Here is a 19,522-nt window from a genome sequence, read left to right as displayed (position 1 = left end):
GGGGCCCCTTCTCGACCGGAGACGTTAAGAAGGGGCCCTTCCTTACACCTTCAGCAGCCGGGGAGGCGCTCGATGAGGTAGCGCTCCACCTGGTCCAGGGAGACGCGCTCCTGGGCCATGGTGTCCCGGTTCCGCACCGTCACGGCGTTGTCGTCGAGCGTGTCGAAGTCGACGGTGACGCAGAACGGGGTGCCGATCTCGTCCTGCCGGCGGTAGCGGCGGCCGATGGCCTGCGAGTCGTCGAACTCGACCACCCAACGCTTGCGCAGGTCGGCGGCGAGCTGCTTGGCCTTGGGCGAGAGCGCCTCGTTGCGGGACAGCGGCAGCACCGCCACCTTGACCGGGGCCAGCCGCGGGTCGAAGCGCATCACGGTGCGCTTGTCCACGCCGCCCTTGGTGTTCGGCGCCTCGTCCTCGTCGTACGCCTCCAGCAGGAACGCCAGCACCGCGCGGGTGAGGCCGGCGGCCGGCTCGATCACGTACGGCATCCAGCGCTCGCCCTTGGCCTGGTCGAAGTACGACAGGTCGACGCCGGAGTGCTTGCTGTGCGTGGACAGGTCGAAGTCGGTGCGGTTGGCGATGCCCTCCAGCTCGGCGAACTCGGTGCCGCCGAACTGGAACTTGTACTCGATGTCGACGGTGCGCTTCGAGTAGTGGGAGAGCTTCTCCTTGGGGTGCTCGTAGAAGCGCAGGTTCTCCTCGGACAGGCCCAGGTCGAGATACCAGTTCCAGCGCTCCTGAAGCCAGTATTCGTGCCACTGCTCGTCGGTGCCCGGCTCGACGAAGAACTCCATCTCCATCTGCTCGAACTCGCGGGTGCGGAAGATGAAGTTGCCCGGGGTGATCTCGTTGCGGAACGACTTGCCGGTCTGCGCGATGCCGAACGGCGGCTTCTTGCGGGCGACCGTCTCCACGTTCTTGTAGTTGACGAAGATGCCCTGGGCGGTTTCCGGGCGCAGGTAGTGCAGGCCCTCGTCGCTCTCCACCGGGCCCAGGTAGGTCTTCATCAGGCCGTTGAACATCTTCGGCTCGGTGAAGGTGCCCTTGTTGCCGCAGTTGGGGCAGTTCAGCTCCGTCAGCGAGGTCAGCGGCTTGCCGTGCTTGGCCTCGTACGCCTCTTCCAGGTGGTCGGCGCGGAACCGCTTGTGGCAGGACTGGCACTCGGTCAGCGGGTCGACGAACTCGGCGATGTGGCCGCTGGCCTCCCAGACCTTGCGGGCCAGGATGACCGCCGAGTCGAGGCCGACGACGTCGTCGCGCTGCTGGACCATGGTGCGCCACCACTGCCGGCGGACGTTCTCCTTCAGCTCGACGCCGAGCGGGCCGTAGTCCCACGCCGACCGGGTGCCCCCGTAGATCTCGCTGGAGGGGAAGACGAAGCCCCGGCGCTTGGCGAGGCTGACGACGGCGTCGATACGGTCGGCTGGCATGTTTCCTCCTACGCCGGCTGGCGGTCGGCGCGGTTGAGATGGATGGATCCGGGCTGTTCGGGACAACGGTACGACCGCGTCGGCCCCGAGCCCAGCAGAATACCGGGGGCCGGTCAGCGCACCCCGCAGACCTCCATGCCGCCGGTCTGCCGGTCGGGGGCCAGCGTCACGGTCTGCGCCTCCCGCCGGCCGCCGGCCAGCGTGACGTCGACCGGCACGGTCAGCGAGGCGGTGTCGACCTGGCCCACCCGGTAGCCGGAGATCTGCGGCTCGGTGGCGGCCCGCTGCGCGAACTCCGACCGGGACTCGCGCCGGCGGGCGTCGTCGCAGAGCCGGTCGTACGCCTTGGACCACTCCCGGGCGACGAGCGCCTGGTAGTAGTCGTCGGTGACCGCCCGGCCCTGCTCGCCGACCGCCTGCACGTTGCTCACGGCCAGGCCGACGATCGCCGCGCCGCCGCCGCCGCAGCAGAGCAGCACGGCCAGCGCGCCGACGCCGAGGGCGAGCCAGAGCCGGGCCCGCCCGCCCTCGGTGGGTGGGGCGGCGAACGGCGGCGCGACGCCGGGACCGGCCGGCGGCGCGGGGACGCCCGGGTCCGCCGGCGGCGCGCCGGGCGGCACGGGTGGCGGGGGCGGTGCGGCCGGTCCGGGAGCGGTCATACGCGCCAGGGTAGTGCCCCGGGACTCAGCGGTACGGACCTGCGGCCCGATCGCTGGCGGCGACGACGATCTCGCCCTGCGGGGCGGCGGACGCGAGCGTCTCGTACGCCGACGGCTCGTCCACCGATCGGGCGAGCAGCGGCACCGCGGTGACCTTGACGTCGAAGCCGCCCAGCGCCCGCCGGTAGGCGCCGACCGACTCCCACTCGGTGAGCAGGCACCAGTGGGCCGGGTCGTCGAGCGCCCGCAGCAGCTCGCCGCGCAGGTAGCCGGGGCGGGCGGCGAGCGCGGCCAGCGCGGCGTGCGCCTCCCGGGTGAACTCGTCAGCCGTTTCGGCGTCCACCACGAACCGGTTGGTGACCAGCACGGCGTTCCTCCTCGTAGAGTTTGTGGCATGCAGCGTACGCAGAGTCCCGTGCTGTCCCGGTTGGCCCGGCTCAACCCGACGACGGTGTTCCTCGCCGCGCTGGTGCTGGTGCTGGTCGGCCTGTTCGCGCCCGGTCCGGCCGGCGGCGTCCTGCTGCTGGTGCTGGCCGCCGGGCTGGTCTGGTTGATGTCGGTCACCTGGCCGGTGCAGGCGCCGGCGACCCGGGTGCTCCGGCTGCTGATGCTCACCCTGTTGATCGCGGCAGCGCTGGCGAAGCTGATGGTCGGCTGAGCCGCGCCCGGCCGAGCCCGACCCGCGCTGACATGCAAGCATGCGTTTTTGACAATAATTTTCGTTGTCGCGGACAGTTGATCCCATGACCGTTCGTGCCATCCCCCGCGTCCTGGCCGCCGCCACCGCCGCCCTGCTCGCCCTGGGCGGCGCCGCCGCCTGCTCGGACGGCGGCGGGGGAAGCGACCCGGACAAGGTCGACGTGGTGGCCGCGTTCTACCCGCTCCAGTTCCTCGCCGAGCGGATCGGCGGCGACCGGGTGGTGGTCGACAACCTGACCAAGCCGGGCGCGGAGCCGCACGACCTGGAGCTCAACCCCCGCCAGGTCGGCCAGGTGGTCGACGCCGAGCTGATCGTCTACCTGACCGGCTTCCAGCCGGCCGTGGACGAGGCGGTCGAGCAGAACGGCGGCGACCGGGCGTTCGACGTGGCCGGCGTGGCGCCGCTGCGCGACGCCGCCGCCGGCGGCCACGAGCACGAGGGCGAGGCCGGGCACGAGGAGGAGAGCGGCGGCAAGGACCCGCACCTCTGGCTCGACCCGACCCGGCTGGCCGCCGTCGGCGACAAGCTCGCCGAGCGCCTCGGCAAGGCCGACCCGGACCACGCCGCCGACTACACGGCCCGCGCCGGCGCGCTGCGCGGCGACCTGACGAAGCTCGACACCGAGTACGCCGAGGGCCTGCGCACCTGCCAGCGCCGGGAGATCGTGACCAGCCACACCGCCTTCGGCTACCTGGCCGAGCGCTACGAGCTGGAGCAGATCGGCCTCACCGGGCTCACCCCGGAGTCCGAGCCCTCCCCGCAGCGGCTCGCCGAGGTGGCGAAGGAGGCCCGGGAGCACCGGGCCACCACGATCTTCTTCGAGACGCTGGTCAGCCCGAAGGTCGCCGAGACGATCGCCCGCGAGGTCGGGGCGCGGACGGCGGTCCTGGACCCGATCGAGGGCCCGCCCGCCGAGGGCGACTACCTCTCCGCGATGCGCGCCAACCTCCAGACCCTGCGAACCGCCCTGGACTGCTCATGACCTCACCCGTGATCGAGATCGCGCACGCCACCGTCGGCTACGACGGCCGACCGGTGCTGCGCGACGTCTCGCTGACCCTGACCGCCGGCGAGGTGGTCGCCGTGCTCGGCGCCAACGGTTCCGGCAAGTCGACGCTGGTCCGCGCCGCGCTCGGGCTGGTGCCGCTCGGCGCCGGGTCGGTCGCCCTGTTCGGCACGCCGCAGCGCCGCTTCCGGCAGTGGCACCGCATCGGGTACGTCCCGCAGCGGCTCGGCGCCGGCGGCGGGGTGCCCGCCACGGTGGCCGAGGTGGTGGCGTCCGGGCGGCTGGCCCGTCGGGGCGTACTGCGGCCGGCCGGGCGGGCGGACCGGGCGGCGGTGGCGGAGGCGCTGCGCGCGGTCGGGCTCGCCGACCGGGCCGGTGATCCGGTGGCCACCCTCTCCGGGGGGCAGCAGCAGCGCACGCTGATCGCCCGGGCGCTGGCCGGCGGGCCGGAGCTGCTGGTGCTCGACGAGCCGACCGCCGGGGTGGACGCGGCCAGCCAGGAGGCGTTCGCCGGGGCGCTGCGCGCGTTCCGCGACGGCGGCGGCACGGTGCTGCTGGTCGCCCACGAGCTGGGGCCCCTGCGCCCGCTGATCAGCCGCGCCGTGGTGGTGCACCAGGGTGGGATCGCCCACGACGGCGCGGTGCCCGAGCCGGCCGGCCACCACGCCGACCCGGACCACGAACACGTGCACCCGCACTGCGACGAGGAGCCCGCCGGGCTCTGGACGGGCATCTGAGATGGACCTCTTCCAGTACGACTTCATGCTCCGCGCCCTCGTCGGCGCGCTGGTCATCGGGCTGGCCGCGCCGGCGCTCGGCATCTATCTGGTACAGCGCCGGCTGGCGCTGATCGGCGACGGCATCGGCCACGTGGCGCTCACCGGCGTCGGCGCCGGGCTGCTGCTCAACCGTTCCCCGGTGCTGGTGGCGGTGCTCGCCGCCACGCTCGGCGCGGTGGTCATCGAACTGGTCCGCGCGTACGGGCGCACCTCCGGGGACCTCGCGCTGGCGCTGCTCTTCTACGGCGGGATCGCCGGCGGCGTGATGCTGGTCGGGCTCTCCGACGCCAGCAGCGGGTCGCTCAACGCGTACCTCTTCGGGTCGCTGACCACGACGTCGCCGGCCGACCTGGTCACCATCGGCGTGCTCGGCGCGGTGCTGCTGGTGACCATGCTGGTGCTGCGTCCGGCGCTGTTCGCGGTCTGCCACGACGAGGAGTACGCGCGGGTCTCCGGCCTGCCGGTGCGGGCGCTGAACCTGCTGATCGCGGTGGGTACCGCGATCACGGTGACCATCGCCATGCGAGCGGTCGGGGTGCTGCTGATCAGCGCGCTGATGGTGGTGCCGGTGGCCACCGCCCAGCAGGTGACGCGCGGCTTCCGGTCCACCATGACCGCGGCCATGGCGCTGGGCCTGTTCGCCGCCGGGGCCGGGGTCTGGGTGGCGGCCACCGCCGACACCGCGCCCGGCGCGTCGGTGGTGCTGGTGGCGATCGGCTCGTTCCTGGCGGTGGCGTTGCTGGCGGCCGGTATGCGGGCGCTGCTGCGGCGGCGGGGGCGGTCCACGCCGGCCACGCCCGCGGTCGAGCCGGCCGAGCACGAGGTGCTGCTCGGATGAGGCCGGCGCAACCGGCAGTGGTTATCGTTGCGGGGTGACCGGCACCAACGGGTACGACGCCTTCGAGGGCGCGGGCGAGCTGCTGCGCGCCCTCTCCGCCCCGATCCGGCTCGCCATCGTGAGCGAGCTGGCCGAGGGCGAGCGCTGCGTGCACGAGCTGGTCGAAACGCTCGGCGCCCCCCAGCCGCTGGTCTCCCAGCACCTGCGGGTGCTGCGCGGGGCCGGTGTGGTGCGGGGCTCGCGGCGCGGCCGCGAGATCGCGTACGCGCTGGTCGACGAGCACGTCGCGCACATCGTGGCGGACGCGGTCAGCCACGCCGGGGAGGGACCGTCATGACCACCGGCACCCCACGCACCACCCGGCAGCGCAGCGCGGTGAGCGCGCTGCTCGACGAGGTCGAGGGCTTCCACAGCGCCCAGGAGCTGCACGCCATGCTGCGCCTGCGGGGCGACCGGATCGGCCTGACCACGGTCTACCGGACGTTGCAGGTGCTGGCCGACGCCGACGAGATCGACGTGATGCGCCCGCCGGGCGGCGAGCACCTCTACCGGCGGTGCAGCGGCGGTCACCACCACCACCTGGTCTGCCGGGCCTGCGGCCGTACCGTCGAGGTGGCCGGGCCGGCGGTGGAGAAGTGGGCGGACCGCATCTCCGCCGAGCACGGCTTCACCGAGGTCAGCCACACCGTCGAGATCTTCGGCACCTGCCCGGCCTGCGCCGGCCGGTAAAACCGACCGGTGCCGGCGCGGCTGAGCCGTGGCAGGCTGTCCGGCGTGAAGATCTACGCCGACCGTTTTCCGACCGCCCTCCGCCAGTTCCTGACCGATCTGCTCGTGGTCGTCTGGGTGTACGCGGCGATCCGCTTCGCGCTCTGGCTGCACGACCTGGTGGAGAAGCTCGCCGTACCCGGGCGGAAGCTGGAGGGCGCGGGCGGCGGGCTGGCCGACAACCTGGCCGACGCCGGCGGCAAGGTGGGTCGGGTACCGCTCGTCGGCGACGAGCTGACCGCCCCCTTCACCCGGGCCGCCGAAGCCGCCCGCGCGATGGCCGACGCCGGCCGGGACCAGCAGGAGCTGGTCGGCCAGTTGGCCCTCGCGCTGACCGTAGCGGTGCTGGTGTTCCCGCTCGGCCTGGTGCTCTTCGGCTGGCTGCCGCTGCGGGTGCGCTGGATGCGCCGGGCCGGCGCGGCGAGGGCGATGGCCGCCGTGCCGGCCGGCCGGGACCTGCTGGCGCTGCGCGCGCTCGCCGGTCAGCCGCTGTCGAAGCTCACCCGGATCGCGCCGGACGTGGCCGAGGCGTGGCGGCGCGGCGACGACGCCACCGTCGACGCGCTCGCCGAGCTGGAGCTGCGCGGACTGGGGCTGCGCGGCGGCCGGTAGGGTGTGCCGGTGCTGTACTTCCTGATCGTCGTCGCCGTGTTGCTGCTGGTCTACGCGGGCGTGCTGGTGAGTTTCGTGCGCAAGGGCCGCAAGATCCCGCCGTCGGCGTACCTGGTGCTGGCCGCCCTCAACGGCCTGATCCTCGCCGCGGTGATCGCCTGGGCGGTCGCGCGCCGCTGAGCGGCTGTCAAGAAGGGGCCCCTGCTCTACCGGAGGCGTTAAGAAGGGGCCCCTCCTTTCAGATCCGGCGGCGGACGTCGTCGGTGGTGGACGGGCCGGGCTGCCAGCGGGCCACCCAGGGCAGGTCGGCGGGGGGCGTGACCACGCCGCTCTCCACCGAGGCGTAGCGGCCGGCGACGATCCGCTTCGCGGCGGCCACGTCGACCGAGTCGGTGTTCGACCAGAGTCCGGTGAACAGCTCGTCGACGCGCAGCCGCGCCTGCCGGCAGAACAGGTCGGCCAGCTCGACGTTCTCCGGGTGCTCGGCCAGCTCGGCGTGGGCCCGGACGCAGACCGCGGACATCGCGAACAGCTCCGCGCCGATGTCCACCACCCGGCCGAGGAACGCCTGCTTGCGCTCCATCTTCCCCTGCCAGCGGGACATCGCGTAGAAGGTGGAGCGGGCCAGCTTGCGCGACGTGCGCTCGACGTGCCGCAGGTGCCCGGCCAGCGGCCCGAACTCCTGGTAGGCCCCGGGTGCCTGCCCCTTGCCGACGGCGAGCGTGGGCAGCCACTTCGCGTAGAACGCGCCGGCCCGGGCACCCGCTTTCGCCTTTCGGCCCAGCCCGGCGTCCGGGTCGATGATGTCGCCGGCCACCGACAGGTGCGCGTCGACCGCCTCCCGGGCGATCAGCAGGTGCATGATCTCGGTGGAGCCCTCGAAGATCCGGTTGATCCGCAGGTCGCGCAGGAGCTGTTCGACCGCGGCCGGGCGCTCGCCCCGGGCTTCCAGCGACTCGGCCGTCTCGTAGCCGCGTCCGCCCCGGATCTGGATCAGCTCGTCGGCGATCCGCCAGGCCATCTCGCTGGCGTAGAGCTTGACCAGCGCCGCCTCGATCCGGATGTCGTTGCGGTCGTCGTCGGCGAGCAGGCAGGACAGGTCCAGCATGGACTCCATGCCGTAGGTGGTGGCGGCGATGAACGACAGCTTCTTCGCCACCGCCTCGTGCTCGCCGACCGGCCGACCCCACTGCACCCGGTCCCCGGCCCACTCCCGGGCCACGTTGAGCGCCCACTTGCCGGCGCCCACGCACATCGCCGGCAGCGACAGCCGGCCGGTGTTCAGCGTGGTCAGCGCGATCTTCAGGCCCTTGCCCTCGCCACCGATCACGTTCTCGGCCGGCACGAACACGTCGTGGAACCGGGTGAGGCTGTTCTCCAGGCCGCGCAGCCCGACGAAGGCGTTGCGCCGCTCCACCGTGATGCCGTCGCTGTCGCCCTCCACCACGAAGGCGGTGATCCCGCCCCGCCGGCCCTCGCCGGCCGGCACCCGGGCCATCACCACCAGCAGGGTCGCGACCGTGCCGTTGGTGGCCCAGAGCTTCACCCCGTTGAGCCGGTAGCCGGCGCCGTCGGCCGTCGGCTCGGCGGTGGTGGCGAGCCGGGCCGGGTCGGAGCCGACGTCGGGCTCGGTGAGCAGGAACGCGGACACCTCACCGGCGGCGAGCCGGGGCAGGAAGCGGTCCTTCTGCTCGGGCGTGCCGAACATCTTCAGCGGCTGCGGCACGCCGATCGACTGGTGCGCGGAGAGCAGCGCGCTGATCGCCGGGTTCACCGAACCGGCCAGCATCAGCGCCCGGCAGTAGTGCAGGTTGCTCAGCCCCAGGCCGCCGTACCTCCGGTCGATCTTCATGCCGAAGGCGCCGAGCCGGGCCAGCCCGTGGAACACCTCGTCCGGGATGTGCGCGTCGCGCTCGATCGCCGCGCCGTCCACCTCGCTGCCCAGGTACGCCCCGAACGCGCCGAGGAACTCGTCGGCGCGGGCCACGTCGGCCGGGTCGGAGCGGGGCCACGGGTCGATCAGGTCGAGCCGGAACCGGCCGAGGAAGAGTTCCTTGCCGAAGCTGGGCCGGTCCCAGGCGGACTCGCGGGCCGCCTCGGCGACCTGGCGGGCCTCCTTCTCCGAGACCTGGCCCGCCTCGGTGGGCAGCGGCCCCACCCCGTCGGCATTGTTCTGTGTCGTGGTCACGGGAGCCTCCTGGATGGTCGGTCCGGCTGCGACGAAGACGACGCTACCCCCGGGTGTTACCCAGGGGTAGCGTCGCGTGCACGTCCGATTTGGCGGACCGTCAGTCGCCGGTGAGCGTCTGCGGGTCGTCGTCCTCGTCGTCGATGTCGTCATCGCCCCAGTTGCGCCGGGCGAACGGCAGCACCGCCCAGAAGATCAGGAACCAGACGCCGGTGACCGCGCTGAGCAGGAACGCGATCGGCCGGGGCAGCACGAAGTCGGTGACCAGCAGGACCGCGCTCACCATCGCGATCAGCATGAAGAACAGGCCGCCGGTGGCCATCCGGTGGGCGAAGCGGACCAGCTCCGGCTTGCGGCCCTGGCGGAACAGCGCCCGGTGGAACGCGACCGGCGAGATGATCATCGCGGCGGCAGCGGCGGCGGCCAGCAGCGCCACCACGTAGACGTCCCGCTGGAACTCGGTGGTCCGGCCGAAGGCGTTGCTGAACGGCATCGTCAGCAGGAAGGCGAAGAGGATCTGCACACCGGTCTGCGCGACGCGCAACTCCTGGAGCAGGTCGGCGAAGTTGCGCTGCCAACGCTGCTTCTCGGATTCCTTGGACACTCGTGAACCTCCGGTGAAGACGGCACGACCGGCGGGTGAACGCCCGCCGGCAGCAGCGCCTGTGCCCGGTTCAGTTGATCACGAAACCCGCTCAGGAGCCGCGCCGGATCCGGCCCGCGTACCGTGCCTCCAACTCGGCGTTGTGCTCGTCGCCGCCGGTGATGTTGGCGGACAGGTAGACCGGTGGCCGCTCCCCCGCCGCGAGCAGCCGGGCCACCGCCTCGACGGTGATCTGCTGGGCCAGCAACGCGGCGGTGATCGAGGAGACCGCGCCGACCGCGCCGCCGCCCGGTAGCGGCAGCGTGGCGTCGCCGTACGGGGCGCCGTTGTCCAGCACCACGTCGGCGAAGTCGGCGAGCTTACGGCCGGACGGGTGCCGCGAGGTCATCCGCGCCGAGTGCCGCGCCGAGGTGATCGCCACCAGACCGTGTCCGCGCTCCTTGACGACGGAGGCGAACTCCACCATCGCGCCGTTCACCCCCGAGTTGGAGGCGAGCACGAACACGTCCGGCGGGCGGATCGGGGCCAGCTCGTAGAGGCGGTGCGCCACGGCCGGCTCGCGTTCCAGCTTCGGGCCGAGCACGTCGGCCGGCTCGCCGCCGACCAGGACCAGGTCGCGCAGCGCGATCCGGTTGGTGGGCACCAGCCCGCCGGCCCGGCCGGCGATCTCCATGGCGAGCGCCTCGGAGTGCCCGGTGCCGAACGCGTGCACCACCCCGTCGGCGCGGACCGCCGCGGCGATCAGGTCGGCCGCCGCGGCCACGTTCTCCCGCTGCTCGGCGGCCACCCGCCGCATCGTCGACGTCACCGTCTCCAGGTACGCCTCGGCGCTCACCGTCATGCCTCCGCCGTCCCCGACGTCCGGGCGAGGATCGCCTCGGCCAGCGGGCCGGGCGCCTCGTCGGGGATCCAGTGGCTGACGCCGGGCAGCACCACGAAGCGGTAGTCGGCGGTGACGTGCGCCGCGCACGCCTCGGCGGCGGTCCGGCCGATCGCCACGTCCCGGTCGCTCCAGACGTACGTGGTCGGCGCCGCCACCGGCCCGACCGCCTTCATGTCCGACCCGCTCATCGCCCGGTACCAGTTGAGCGCGGCGGTGAGCGCGCCCGGCTCCCGCATCGGCTCGGCGTAGCGGTCGACGGTGGCCGCGTCGCCGACGCCGCGCAGCAGCCGGCGCAGCGCCGCCCCGCGCAGCGCCAGCAGCACCGTCTCGGCCTTGCCCGGCATCCGGAACAGCGCCATGTAGGCGGACTTCGCCTTCTGCCGCGGGTCGGTGGCGAGCGCGTGCCCCATCGCGGCCGGGTGCGGCACCGACACCGCGGTCAGCGACCGCACCCGCTGCGGGTGCGCCGCCGCCAGGCCCCAGGCCACGATCGCGCCCCAGTCGTGGCCGACCAGGTGGGCGGTGGTCACCCCGAGCGCGTCCAGCACGGCCGCCGCGTCGGCCACCAGCTCCGGGATCCGGTACGCCTCGACCGCGTACGGCCGGGCGCCGGGCGAGTAGCCGCGCTGGTCGAGCGCGTACGTGCGCAGCCCGGCGGCGTGCAGCGCGGGTGTCACCGCGTCCCACTCGCCGGCGTGCTGCGGGAAACCGTGCAGCAGCAGGACGGGTGCGCCGTCCTCCGGGCCGCCGGTGCGTACGTCGAACGTCAGACCCCGCGCCTCGATCCGCATGATCGCCACCGTAGCCGACAGTCGCCCTGCTGGGCCCGGGGCCGTCGTCGGTGCTAGCGTCTGCGACGAGACAACTTCACATCCGACAGGGGAGCGCACAGCGCTGAGAGTGCGGGCCGGTGCCCGCAGACCCTCGAACCTGATCTGGGTAATGCCAGCGCAGGGAGTTCGGTCGACCTCCAGCCGCGCCGCAGTCCGGGCGTCTTCCGGGTGCGGCGTGCGTCTTCTCCTGGTTCCGCACCACGAACTGGGAGTCCGTCATGAACCACACCGACAGCAACCGCTGGCGTACCGTCGACATCGTCGTCGCCTCGGTGATCGCCGTCGCCTTCGGCGTCGTCTTCTGGGCCTGGGGCCTGCTCTGGAGCGCCACCGACGCGGCGTTCGCGTTCTTCCCGCCAGCGCAGGCGGTGCTCTACGGCGTCTGGCTGATCCCGGCGGTGCTCGCCGGCCTGATCATCCGCAAGCCGGGTGCCGCGCTCTACTGCGAGACGGTGGCCGCGATCGTCTCCGCGCTGCTGGGCAGCCAGTGGGCGGGCATCGTGATCCTCCAGGGCCTGATGCAGGGCATCGGCGCCGAGTTGGCGTTCGCCGCGTTCCGCTACCGCTCGTTCAAGCTGCCGGTGGCGGTGCTGGCCGGCGCACTGACCGGCCTCGGCGCGGCGATCTTCGACTTCGTCTACTGGAACGAGGCCTACGAGCTGACCTCCTACCGCATCCCGTACGCGCTGATCACCATCGTCAGCGCCACGATCGTCGCCGGCTTCGGCGCGTGGGTGCTGACCCGGGCCCTGGCCAACACCGGCGTCCTGGACCGCTTCCCCGCCGGCCGCGACCGGGCCCTGGTCTGACCGGGATCCCACTGTCGATCATGAAGTTGACGGTGAGTTCGGCGCGTTGTGGTGCCGTCAACTTCATGATCGACGAGGTAGAGAGGGTGGGGCCGTGAGCGCCGTGGTTCTCCGGGGGTTCGGGTGGCGGCACGGGGGGCGCCGGGCCTGGGCGGTGCGCGGGGTGGACCTGCGCGTCGAGAGCGGGGAGCGGGTGCTCCTGCTCGGGGCGTCGGGGGCGGGCAAGAGCACGCTGCTGGCGGCGCTGGCCGGGCTGCTGCCCGACGACTCCGGCGAGCAGGAGGGCACCGTCGAGATCGACGGGCTCGACCCGCGCAAGGCCCGCGAACGCGTCGGCGTGCTCTTCCAGGACCCGGAGACCCAGCTCGTGATGGCCCGCTCCGGCGACGACGTCGCGTTCGGGCTGGAGAACCGGGGCGTGCCGGCCGAGGAGATCTGGCCCCGGGTGGACGAGGCGCTGCGCCGGGTCGGCTTCCCCTACCACCGGGACCGCCCGACCGCCGCGCTCAGCGGCGGCGAGCAGCAGCGGCTGGCCCTCGCCGGGGCGCTCGCGCTGCGGCCGGGGCTGCTGCTGCTCGACGAACCCACCGCCAACCTCGACCCGGCCGGCGCCACGCTGATCCGCCGGGCGGTCACCGACGCGCTCGACCCGGACACCACGCTGATCCTGGTCGAGCACCGGGTCGCCGAGGCGCTGCCGCTCGTCGACCGGGTGGTGGTGCTGGAACCCGGCGGCGGGGTGCGCGCCGACGGCCCACCCGAGGCGGTCTTCGCCGCGCACGGCGAGGCACTGGCCGCCGCCGGGGTCTGGGTGCCCGGACGCACCGTGCCGCCCCGACACGCCACCGCGCCGGCCGGCGACGTGCTGCTCACCGCCGACCGGCTCGGCCTGCCACCCCGGCTGGCCCCCACCGAACTTCGGGTACGCGCCGGCGAGGCGCTCGCCGTGCTCGGCCCGAACGGCGCCGGCAAGTCCACCCTGGCACTGCTCCTCGGCGGCCTGACGCGCCCCGGCGCCGGCACGGTCACCGCCTCTGCCGGCCTGGCCGGCCGGGACGCGCGCACTCCCCCGCACCGGTGGCGGGCGCCCGCGCTGGCCGGGCGGATCGGCTCGGTCTTCCAGGACCCGGAGCACCAGTTCGTCACCGCCACGGTCCGCGACGAGCTGGCGCTCGGGCCGCGCCGCACCGGCCGGTCCGAGGCGGAAGTCACCGCCACCGTGGACGCGCTGCTGGAGCGGCTGCGGCTGGACCGGCTCGCCGGCGCCAACCCGTACACCCTCTCCGGTGGCGAAGCGCGGCGGCTGAGCGTGGCGACCGCCCTGGCCACCGCGCCCCGCCTGCTGATCTGCGACGAGCCCACGTTCGGCCAGGACCGGCGCACCTGGCTGGAGCTGGTCGACCTGCTGGCCGAGCTGCGCGACGCCGGCCACGGCGTGGTCACCGTGACCCACGACGCGGACTTCGTGGCCGCGCTCGCCGACCGGAGGCTCACCCTGGACCGCCCGCCCGTGTCCAGCGAACCGGGCCGCCCAGGCGCGGAGCGCCCGTCGTCGCCTCCGGGCCGAGGGACCGGTGTGACGTGATCGACCTGGAGCCGGTGGCGACGCCCGGCGCCCCGCTGGCCCGGCGCAACCCGGTGGCGAAGCTGGCCGCCGCGATGGTGTTCACGATCGTGCTGGTGGCCACGCTGGACCCGGTCGCGCCGGCCATCGCCATCGCCGTCGAGCTGGCCGTGCTGCCGCTGTTCGGCGTCCGCTACCGGGTGCTGGCCCGCCGGGCCTGGCCGCTGCTGGCCGCCGCCGGCGGCATCCTGGTCACGCTGGTGCTCTTCGCCGCCGACCGGTCCGGCCGGGTGCTCGTCGAGGCCGGCCCGGTGGTGGTGACCGAGGGCGTGCTGGTCACCGCGCTCGGGCTGGTGCTGCGGATGCTCGCGGTGGCGCTGCCCGGGATCATCGTGTTCGCCACCACCGACCCGACCGAGCTGGCCGACGCACTGATCCAGAACGCGAAGGCGCCGGCCCGGTTCGCCATCGGCGCGCTGGCCGCGTTCCGGCTGGTGCCGCTCCTCGAACAGGAGTGGCGCATGATCAGCATGGCCCGCCGGGCCCGGGGCGTGGACGCCGGCCGCAACCCGATCGCCAAGCTGCGACTCTTCGCGTCCACCGCGTTCACCCTGCTGGTCGGCGCGATCCGGCGGGGCACCCGGCTGGCGGTGGCGATGGACGCCCGCGGCTTCGACGCGGGCACCCCGCGCACGGTCGCCCGCCGACAGCGCTTCACCCGGGCCGACGCCCTGCTCGTGGTCGCCGCCGCCCTGCTGGCGGTCGGCGCCCTGACCACAAGCATCGTCCTCGGCACCTTCCGCCCCCTGATCGGCTGACCGCCCACCCCACCAACGCCGTTGGGTGGAGATCTTGGAAGGAAAGTGCCCCGGGAAGGGCCGGAAGCTTCCAAGATCTCCGGCCCTTCCCACCGGCGGGCGGGTCAGCTGCGCCGGAAGGCGTAGAAGCGGGCCTGGCCGGCGCGCTGGCTACGCCCCGTCAGCCGGGCATCGCGGCCGCCGGGCGGACCGGCTTTGGGCGGTGCAGGGCGCGACGATGCCGAGCCAGCCGGCGCCGCTTCGGACAGTGGAACACCAGGCACCGCCGCTTCGGGCAGCGCGACCCCAGGCACCGCCGCCTCGGGCAGCGCGGTATCGGGCAGCGCGGTAACGGGCAGCGCGGTATCGGGCGCCACCGCACCGGACAGCGCCAGCTCGGACAGCGCTGCGGCTGCCGAAGCCGCAACGGGCAGCGCCACGTCGGGCGCCGCCGCGCCCGGCAGCACCGTGCCGGACAGGGCCGGCGGAATGGACGGCGCCACGCTGAGCGCGTCGAGGTCCGGTGGGGTGGGCTGCGGCCGGGACCGCGACGACGTGCGGGACTTCTTCGGGTTGCGCTTCGCGGGCATCCGCGGGCCTCCTGTCTGTCGGGCGCGCCGACCAGGGACGCGCCGAGCGGATGCCCCGGGTGCGATCCGACCACGACGGACACCGCGAACAAGCGGCGGCGGGAAGGGGATGCGGACGCCCGGAGCGGGACGGGTCCACGGCGACTGCGGCGGTGGACCGGGCTCGGAGGTAGGGCGTCACTTACGCATACCGACACGCTAGCCCGCCACGGCCGGCCACCGCAGCCGAATTACTGGCACCATCGTCGGCATGCTGATCGCGTTCTCGATCACCCCGCTCGGCGTGGGTGAGTCCGTGGGTGACCTGGTCGCCGACGCCGTCCGGGTGGTCCGCGAGTCCGGCCTGCCGAACCGCACCGACGCCATGTTCACCACCGTCGAAGGCGAGTGGGACGAGGTGATGGCGGTGGTGAGACGGGCCGTCGACACCGTCGCCGCCCAGGCGCCCCGGGTCAGCCTGGTGCTCAAGGCCGATCTGCGTTCCGGGGTGACCGACGCGCTGACCGCGAAGGTGGCACACGTCGAGGCGCGTCTCGCCGAGGGGTGAGACGCGCCGCCACCGGCTCCTCACCCACCGTCGAGGTGTGATCCGCTCACCCGGTGACCGCGATACGGTCGCATGACGGCAACGAGGACGAGAGGTGGCGGTTCGCATGGCAGAACAGGCGACGGCGCAGATCGGGGTCACCGGTCTGGCGGTGATGGGTCGCAACCTGGCCCGGAACCTGGCCCGCAACGGCTTCTCCGTGGCGGTGCACAACCGGTCGCCGGAACGCACCCGCAGCCTGGTCGCCGAGCACGGCGACGAGGGCACCTTCGTGCCGTCCGAGTCGCTTGCCGACTTCGTCGGCTCGCTGGAGCGCCCGCGCGCGGTCATCGTGATGGTGAAGGCCGGCGCGCCCACCGACGCCGTGATCGACGAGCTGATCCCGCTGCTGGAGGAGGGGGACATCGTCGTCGACTGCGGCAACGCGCACTTCGCCGACACCCGCCGCCGGGAGGAGGCGCTGCGCGAGCACGGGCTGCACTTCGTCGGCACCGGCGTCTCCGGCGGCGAGGAGGGCGCGCTGCGCGGCCCGAGCATCATGCCGGGCGGCTCCGCGGAGTCCTACCAGAAGCTCGGGCCGATCTTCGAGAAGATCGCCGCGCAGGTCGAGGGCGAGTCGTGCTGCCGGCACGTCGGGCCGGACGGGGCCGGGCACTTCGTGAAGATGGTGCACAACGGCATCGAGTACGCCGACATGCAGCTCATCGCCGAGGCGTACGACCTGTTGCGGGCCGGCCTGTCGGCGAGCCCGGCGGAGATCGCGGAGATCTTCCGGGAGTGGAACGGCGGCGAGCTGGAGTCGTTCCTCATCGAGATCACCGCCGAGGTGCTCGGCCACACCGACGCGGCGACCGGCAAGGCGTTCGTGGACGTGGTGCTCGACCAGGCCGAGCAGAAGGGCACCGGCCGCTGGACCGTGCAGAGCGCACTGGACCTGGGCATCCCGATCACCGGCATCGCCGAGGCCACATTCGCCCGGTCGCTGTCCGGTCACGCCGACCAGCGCGAGGCCGCCCGCCGGGTCTTCCCCGACGCCGGCGAGAAGTGGCAGGTGGAGGACCGGGACACGTTCGTCGAGGACGTGCGCCGCGCGCTGCTGGCCAGCAAGATCGTCGCGTACGCGCAGGGTTTCGACCACATCCGCGCCGGCAGCCGGGAGTACGACTGGGACATCGACCTGGGCGGCACGGCCACCATCTGGCGGGGCGGCTGCATCATCCGGGCCCGCTTCCTGGACCGGATCAAGGAGGCGTACGACGGCGAGCCGGACCTGTCGACGCTGCTGGTCGCGCCCTGGTTCGCCGAGCGGGTCAGCGCCGGCGTGCCGGCCTGGCGGCGGGTGGTGGCCGACGCGGCCCGGGCGGGCGTGCCGACCCCGGCCTTCGCGTCGTCGCTGGCCTACTTCGACGCGCTGCGCGCCGAGCGGCTGCCGGCCGCGCTGATCCAGGGCCTGCGGGACAACTTCGGCGCGCACACCTACCACCGGGTGGACCGGGCCGGCTCGTTCCACACCCTCTGGGCGGGTGACCGCTCCGAAGTGGAGGGCTGAGGCTCACCACGCCCGGTCACCGGAGGGCGGCCCCGGGTCGCGGCGCGCCATGGCACGCGCCGGGCCGGGGCCGTCCGACGCCGGCGCCCAGCTGGCCGCCGGCTCCCCCGCGGCCAGCTCACCGATCTCGCCGGAGCGGACCGCCGGGGTGTGCCCCAGGTCGGCGCAGTGCCGCTCGGCCACCCCGGCGCACAGGTCGGCGACCGCCTCCCGACGGGTCCGCTCCACCAGGTCGGCGGCGGCCAGGGCGGCCGTCAACTCGTACCGGAGATCGCGCATGTCTCCACCCCCGTGGCGGCGCGTCCCGGCGGCGCGCCCTGCGCCGATGGTAAAGCGGAACGCCCCGCGGATGCGGGGCGTTCCGGGTACGGCCGGTCGACGCCGGCCGGGCAGCTCAGAAGAACCGGCGGCGCTTGGCCTTCTGCGGCCGGATCAGGTCGGCGCCCTTGGTCAGCAGGCGGCTCACCCCGGTCGGCCCGCGACGGGCCTCCAACGAGTGGCTGAGCCGGCGCGCGCCGGCCGCCGCCAGCGGCACGGCGACCGCCATGACCGCCCACTGCGCGATCCGCTTCTGAATCATGTGGTTCACCTCCGCGTGTGCTGTTGTCCGTACGGATACCCCGCGTGGCGCGTCGGTAAGCGTGAGCTCAGACTCCCGGGGCGACCGGGTTGGGCAGCGCGCCGCCGAAGCGGCGGTCCCGCTGGGCGTACAGCTCGCAGGCGTACCAGAGGTGGCGGCGGTCGAAGTCGGGCCAGAGCGTGTCCAGGTAGACCAGTTCGGCGTAGGCGGTCTGCCAGAGCAGGAAGTTGGAGATGCGCTGCTCGCCGGAGGGTCGCAGGAACAGGTCCACCTCGGGCACCTCGGGGTGGTAGAGGTAGCGGGCCACCGTCTTCTCGGTGACCTTGTCCGGGTGGAGCTTGCCGGCGGCGACGTCACGGGCGATCGCCGCGGCGGCGTCGGCGATCTCCGCCTGGCCGCCGTAGTTGACGCAGAACTGGAGCGTCAGCGTCGAGTTGTGGCGAGACATCTCCTCGGCGGTCTGCAACTCGGAGATGACGCTCTTCCACAGCCGCCCGGCCCGACCCGACCAGACCACCCGCACGCCCAGGTCGACGAGCTGGTCGCGGCGGCGGCGGATGACGTCGCGGTTGAAGCCCATCAGGAACCGGACCTCGTCCGGCGAGCGCCGCCAGTTCTCGGTGGAGAACGCGTAGGCCGACAGGTAGGGCACGCCCAGCTCGATCGCGCCCTCGACGGCGTCGAACAGGCTGTGCTCGCCCTGCTCGTGCCCCTTGGTGCGGGGCAGCCCGCGCTCCTTGGCCCAGCGGCCGTTACCGTCCATCACGATCGCGACGTGCCGGGGCAGCGCGGCGGGCGGCAGCGCCGGCGGGCGGGCGCCGGACGGGTGCGGGGTCGGCGGCGACGGCTCGCGGCGGGTCGCCCTCGTCGAACGGATCACTCGGTCATCTCCCTGTTGACACCGGCGGCGGCCGGTCCGGCGCCGGTGCGCGGCGGGACCACACCCGGCCCCGCGCCGCCCGGCGGCGGGACCGCGCCGGACGCCGGGGCACCCCGGTCGACCAGCGGCAGCGAGCGTAGCGCGCGCTCCAGGTGCCACTGGAGGTGCGCCGCGACCAGCCCGCTGCACTCCCGGCGCACGGCGGTCTCGGCGGCGTCGGCGTACGCCCAGTCGCCGGTGGTCAACGCGGACATCAGCGTGAGCGTGGCCGGCGCCGGGTGGGCCGCGCCGGGGGGCCGGCAGTCCGGGCAGACGGCGCCGCCGGCCGGCACCGAGAACGCGCGGTGCGCGCCCGGTTCGCCGCAGACCGCGCACGCGGTCAGCGCGGGCGCCCAGCCGGCGTACGACATGCCGCGCAGCAGGTAGGCGTCGAGCACCAGCGTGGTGGCGTGGTCGCCGCGGGCCAGCGACTTCAGCGCGCCGAGGGTGAGCTGGAACAACCGCAGCGACGGCTCCCGCTCGACCGGGGTGAGCCGCTCGGCGGTCTCGGCGATCGCGCTGGCCGCCGTGTAGCGGGGGTAGTCGCCGAGGAACCACTTGCCGTACAGCTCGATCGCCTCGACCTGGCTGACGGTGTGCAGCGAGCTGCCCTGGTTGCCCTTGGGGTCACCGGCGAGCTGGAGGTCGACGTGCCCGAACGGCTCCAGCCGGGCGCCGAACCTGCTGGTGGTGCGGCGGACGCCCCGGGCCACCGCGCGCAGCCGGCCGTGCCGGCGGGTGAACAGGGTGATGATCCGGTCGGACTCGCCCAGCTTCTGCACGCGCAACACCACCGCGTCGTCGCGGTAGAGCTGTCGGCGGTATCCGGCCATCGGTCCATTCTCTCTCGGGGTGCGATCTCAGGGT

At 73.7% G+C, this 19,522-nt stretch carries 25 protein-coding genes and 1 riboswitch; of the genes, 13 read left to right on the top strand and 12 right to left on the bottom strand.

From position 1 onward, the window contains the following. Positions 1-50: 50 nt before the first annotated feature. The 3 genes from O7618_RS01550 to O7618_RS01540 form a co-directional block, all read right to left on the bottom strand. Complete coding sequence (locus O7618_RS01550) at positions 51-1,430, bottom strand: glycine--tRNA ligase (RefSeq protein WP_278104151.1); 1,380 nt, start codon at positions 1,428-1,430, stop codon at positions 51-53. 113 nt (positions 1,431-1,543) lie between these two features. Continuing rightward, on the bottom strand, positions 1,544-2,089 hold the full coding sequence (locus O7618_RS01545) for a hypothetical protein (protein ID WP_278104150.1): 546 nt from the start codon (positions 2,087-2,089) through the stop codon (positions 1,544-1,546). A 25-nt stretch (positions 2,090-2,114) separates the two neighbouring features. Then, positions 2,115-2,456: an antibiotic biosynthesis monooxygenase family protein gene (locus tag O7618_RS01540; RefSeq protein WP_278104149.1), complete on the bottom strand. Its 342-nt coding sequence runs from the start codon at positions 2,454-2,456 to the stop codon at positions 2,115-2,117. A gap of 27 nt (positions 2,457-2,483) precedes the next feature. Here O7618_RS01540 and O7618_RS01535 point away from each other — a divergent pair, with 27 nt between their 5' ends. From O7618_RS01535 to O7618_RS01500, 8 genes are all read left to right on the top strand, one after another. After that, positions 2,484-2,747 carry a DUF6703 family protein gene (locus tag O7618_RS01535; protein WP_278104148.1) on the top strand — a complete coding sequence of 88 codons (264 nt, stop codon included), beginning with the start codon at positions 2,484-2,486 and terminating at the stop codon, positions 2,745-2,747. Positions 2,748-2,832: 85 nt separating this feature from the next. Beyond that, positions 2,833-3,771, top strand: coding sequence for a metal ABC transporter substrate-binding protein (locus O7618_RS01530; RefSeq protein WP_278104147.1), 939 nt, complete (start codon positions 2,833-2,835; stop codon positions 3,769-3,771). Further along, positions 3,768-4,532 (top strand): metal ABC transporter ATP-binding protein, encoded by a 765-nt coding sequence (locus O7618_RS01525; RefSeq protein WP_278104146.1) that lies wholly within the window; start codon positions 3,768-3,770, stop codon positions 4,530-4,532. The genes O7618_RS01530 and O7618_RS01525 overlap by 4 nt, the downstream gene beginning before the upstream one ends. Before the next feature lies 1 nt (position 4,533). Continuing rightward, the gene (locus O7618_RS01520; RefSeq protein WP_278104145.1) at positions 4,534-5,412 is read left to right on the top strand and encodes a metal ABC transporter permease; all 879 of its coding nucleotides are present in this window, start codon (positions 4,534-4,536) and stop codon (positions 5,410-5,412) included. Positions 5,413-5,446: 34 nt separating this feature from the next. After that, on the top strand, positions 5,447-5,749 hold the full coding sequence (locus tag O7618_RS01515; RefSeq protein ID WP_091071285.1) for a metalloregulator ArsR/SmtB family transcription factor: 303 nt from the start codon (positions 5,447-5,449) through the stop codon (positions 5,747-5,749). Next, positions 5,746-6,141: a transcriptional repressor gene (locus O7618_RS01510; RefSeq protein WP_278104144.1), complete on the top strand. Its 396-nt coding sequence runs from the start codon at positions 5,746-5,748 to the stop codon at positions 6,139-6,141. The genes O7618_RS01515 and O7618_RS01510 overlap by 4 nt, the downstream gene beginning before the upstream one ends. A gap of 45 nt (positions 6,142-6,186) precedes the next feature. Further along, entirely contained in the window at positions 6,187-6,792 is a 606-nt protein-coding gene (locus tag O7618_RS01505) for a hypothetical protein (RefSeq protein WP_278104143.1), read from the top strand. Between the two features lie 9 nt (positions 6,793-6,801). Then, positions 6,802-6,972 carry a hypothetical protein gene (locus tag O7618_RS01500; protein ID WP_278104142.1) on the top strand — a complete coding sequence of 57 codons (171 nt, stop codon included), beginning with the start codon at positions 6,802-6,804 and terminating at the stop codon, positions 6,970-6,972. Between the two features lie 58 nt (positions 6,973-7,030). Here O7618_RS01500 and O7618_RS01495 read toward each other — a convergent pair whose 3' ends face one another. The 4 genes from O7618_RS01495 to O7618_RS01480 all read right to left on the bottom strand — a co-directional run bounded on the left by O7618_RS01495 (position 7,031) and on the right by O7618_RS01480 (position 11,258). Continuing rightward, positions 7,031-8,980, bottom strand: a complete 1,950-nt coding sequence (locus O7618_RS01495; protein ID WP_278104141.1) for an acyl-CoA dehydrogenase family protein — start codon at positions 8,978-8,980, stop codon at positions 7,031-7,033. A gap of 100 nt (positions 8,981-9,080) precedes the next feature. Further along, positions 9,081-9,584 (bottom strand): DUF6328 family protein, encoded by a 504-nt coding sequence (locus tag O7618_RS01490; protein WP_278104140.1) that lies wholly within the window; start codon positions 9,582-9,584, stop codon positions 9,081-9,083. Between the two features lie 91 nt (positions 9,585-9,675). Beyond that, entirely contained in the window at positions 9,676-10,425 is a 750-nt protein-coding gene (locus O7618_RS01485) for an SIS domain-containing protein (RefSeq protein ID WP_278104139.1), read from the bottom strand. Beyond that, positions 10,422-11,258, bottom strand: coding sequence for an alpha/beta hydrolase (locus tag O7618_RS01480; protein ID WP_278104138.1), 837 nt, complete (start codon positions 11,256-11,258; stop codon positions 10,422-10,424). Before O7618_RS01480 ends, O7618_RS01485 begins: the two co-directional genes overlap by 4 nt. 77 nt (positions 11,259-11,335) lie before the next feature. After that, positions 11,336-11,442, top strand: a riboswitch (TPP riboswitch). 76 nt (positions 11,443-11,518) lie between these two features. Between O7618_RS01480 and O7618_RS01475 the strand changes: the two genes are divergently transcribed. From O7618_RS01475 to O7618_RS01465, 3 genes are all read left to right on the top strand, one after another. Continuing rightward, the gene (locus tag O7618_RS01475; RefSeq protein ID WP_278104137.1) at positions 11,519-12,109 is read left to right on the top strand and encodes an ECF transporter S component; all 591 of its coding nucleotides are present in this window, start codon (positions 11,519-11,521) and stop codon (positions 12,107-12,109) included. A gap of 94 nt (positions 12,110-12,203) precedes the next feature. Beyond that, positions 12,204-13,694, top strand: a complete 1,491-nt coding sequence (locus O7618_RS01470; protein ID WP_278104136.1) for an ABC transporter ATP-binding protein — start codon at positions 12,204-12,206, stop codon at positions 13,692-13,694. Beyond that, positions 13,691-14,491 (top strand): energy-coupling factor transporter transmembrane component T, encoded by an 801-nt coding sequence (locus O7618_RS01465; protein WP_278104135.1) that lies wholly within the window; start codon positions 13,691-13,693, stop codon positions 14,489-14,491. Before O7618_RS01470 ends, O7618_RS01465 begins: the two co-directional genes overlap by 4 nt. Before the next feature lie 104 nt (positions 14,492-14,595). On the opposite strand, the gene O7618_RS01460 is transcribed toward O7618_RS01465, so the two are convergent. Continuing rightward, on the bottom strand, positions 14,596-15,060 hold the full coding sequence (locus O7618_RS01460; protein WP_278104134.1) for a hypothetical protein: 465 nt from the start codon (positions 15,058-15,060) through the stop codon (positions 14,596-14,598). Positions 15,061-15,310: 250 nt separating this feature from the next. Between O7618_RS01460 and O7618_RS01455 the strand changes: the two genes are divergently transcribed. Further along, positions 15,311-15,607 (top strand): MTH1187 family thiamine-binding protein, encoded by a 297-nt coding sequence (locus O7618_RS01455; RefSeq protein ID WP_278104133.1) that lies wholly within the window; start codon positions 15,311-15,313, stop codon positions 15,605-15,607. A 106-nt stretch (positions 15,608-15,713) separates the two neighbouring features. Further along, on the top strand, positions 15,714-17,156 hold the full coding sequence (gene gndA / locus O7618_RS01450) for an NADP-dependent phosphogluconate dehydrogenase (protein WP_278104132.1): 1,443 nt from the start codon (positions 15,714-15,716) through the stop codon (positions 17,154-17,156). A 3-nt stretch (positions 17,157-17,159) separates the two neighbouring features. Here gndA and O7618_RS01445 read toward each other — a convergent pair whose 3' ends face one another. The 4 genes from O7618_RS01445 to recO form a co-directional block, all read right to left on the bottom strand. After that, a complete protein-coding gene (locus O7618_RS01445) occupies positions 17,160-17,435 on the bottom strand; it encodes a thioredoxin reductase (RefSeq protein ID WP_278104131.1) in 276 nt (91 codons plus the stop codon). A 115-nt stretch (positions 17,436-17,550) separates the two neighbouring features. Further along, positions 17,551-17,736, bottom strand: a complete 186-nt coding sequence (locus O7618_RS01440) for a hypothetical protein (RefSeq protein WP_278104130.1) — start codon at positions 17,734-17,736, stop codon at positions 17,551-17,553. Positions 17,737-17,803: 67 nt separating this feature from the next. Beyond that, positions 17,804-18,616, bottom strand: coding sequence for an isoprenyl transferase (locus tag O7618_RS01435; RefSeq protein ID WP_278104129.1), 813 nt, complete (start codon positions 18,614-18,616; stop codon positions 17,804-17,806). Then, positions 18,613-19,488, bottom strand: coding sequence for a DNA repair protein RecO (gene recO, locus O7618_RS01430; RefSeq protein ID WP_278104128.1), 876 nt, complete (start codon positions 19,486-19,488; stop codon positions 18,613-18,615). The genes O7618_RS01435 and recO overlap by 4 nt, the downstream gene beginning before the upstream one ends. Between the last annotated feature and the right edge of the window lie 34 nt (positions 19,489-19,522).

The sequence above is a fragment of the Micromonospora sp. WMMD980 genome, assembly GCF_029626035.1.
Taxonomy (GTDB): domain Bacteria; phylum Actinomycetota; class Actinomycetes; order Mycobacteriales; family Micromonosporaceae; genus Micromonospora.
The sequence above is the reverse complement of the archived record's forward strand: the minus strand, read 5'-3'. Positions and strand labels throughout refer to the sequence as shown.

Excerpts from the sequence above, each read along its gene's own strand:
- O7618_RS01535 (WP_278104148.1), top strand. The coding sequence starts at position 2,484 with ATGCAGCGTACGCAGAGTCCCGTGCTGTCCCGGTTGGCCCGGCTCAAC.
- O7618_RS01530 (WP_278104147.1), top strand. The coding sequence starts at position 2,833 with ATGACCGTTCGTGCCATCCCCCGCGTCCTGGCCGCCGCCACCGCCGCC.
- O7618_RS01480 (WP_278104138.1), bottom strand. The coding sequence starts at position 11,258 with ATGCGGATCGAGGCGCGGGGTCTGACGTTCGACGTACGCACCGGCGGC.
- O7618_RS01545 (WP_278104150.1), bottom strand. The coding sequence starts at position 2,089 with ATGACCGCTCCCGGACCGGCCGCACCGCCCCCGCCACCCGTGCCGCCC.
- gndA (WP_278104132.1), top strand. The coding sequence starts at position 15,714 with ATGGCAGAACAGGCGACGGCGCAGATCGGGGTCACCGGTCTGGCGGTG.
- O7618_RS01510 (WP_278104144.1), top strand. The coding sequence starts at position 5,746 with ATGACCACCGGCACCCCACGCACCACCCGGCAGCGCAGCGCGGTGAGC.
- O7618_RS01485 (WP_278104139.1), bottom strand. The coding sequence starts at position 10,425 with ATGACGGTGAGCGCCGAGGCGTACCTGGAGACGGTGACGTCGACGATG.
- O7618_RS01520 (WP_278104145.1), top strand. The coding sequence starts at position 4,534 with ATGGACCTCTTCCAGTACGACTTCATGCTCCGCGCCCTCGTCGGCGCG.
- recO (WP_278104128.1), bottom strand. The coding sequence starts at position 19,488 with ATGGCCGGATACCGCCGACAGCTCTACCGCGACGACGCGGTGGTGTTG.
- O7618_RS01550 (WP_278104151.1), bottom strand. The coding sequence starts at position 1,430 with ATGCCAGCCGACCGTATCGACGCCGTCGTCAGCCTCGCCAAGCGCCGG.
- O7618_RS01475 (WP_278104137.1), top strand. The coding sequence starts at position 11,519 with ATGAACCACACCGACAGCAACCGCTGGCGTACCGTCGACATCGTCGTC.
- O7618_RS01460 (WP_278104134.1), bottom strand. The coding sequence starts at position 15,060 with ATGCCCGCGAAGCGCAACCCGAAGAAGTCCCGCACGTCGTCGCGGTCC.
- O7618_RS01525 (WP_278104146.1), top strand. The coding sequence starts at position 3,768 with ATGACCTCACCCGTGATCGAGATCGCGCACGCCACCGTCGGCTACGAC.
- O7618_RS01445 (WP_278104131.1), bottom strand. The coding sequence starts at position 17,435 with ATGCGCGATCTCCGGTACGAGTTGACGGCCGCCCTGGCCGCCGCCGAC.
- O7618_RS01455 (WP_278104133.1), top strand. The coding sequence starts at position 15,311 with ATGCTGATCGCGTTCTCGATCACCCCGCTCGGCGTGGGTGAGTCCGTG.
- O7618_RS01440 (WP_278104130.1), bottom strand. The coding sequence starts at position 17,736 with ATGATTCAGAAGCGGATCGCGCAGTGGGCGGTCATGGCGGTCGCCGTG.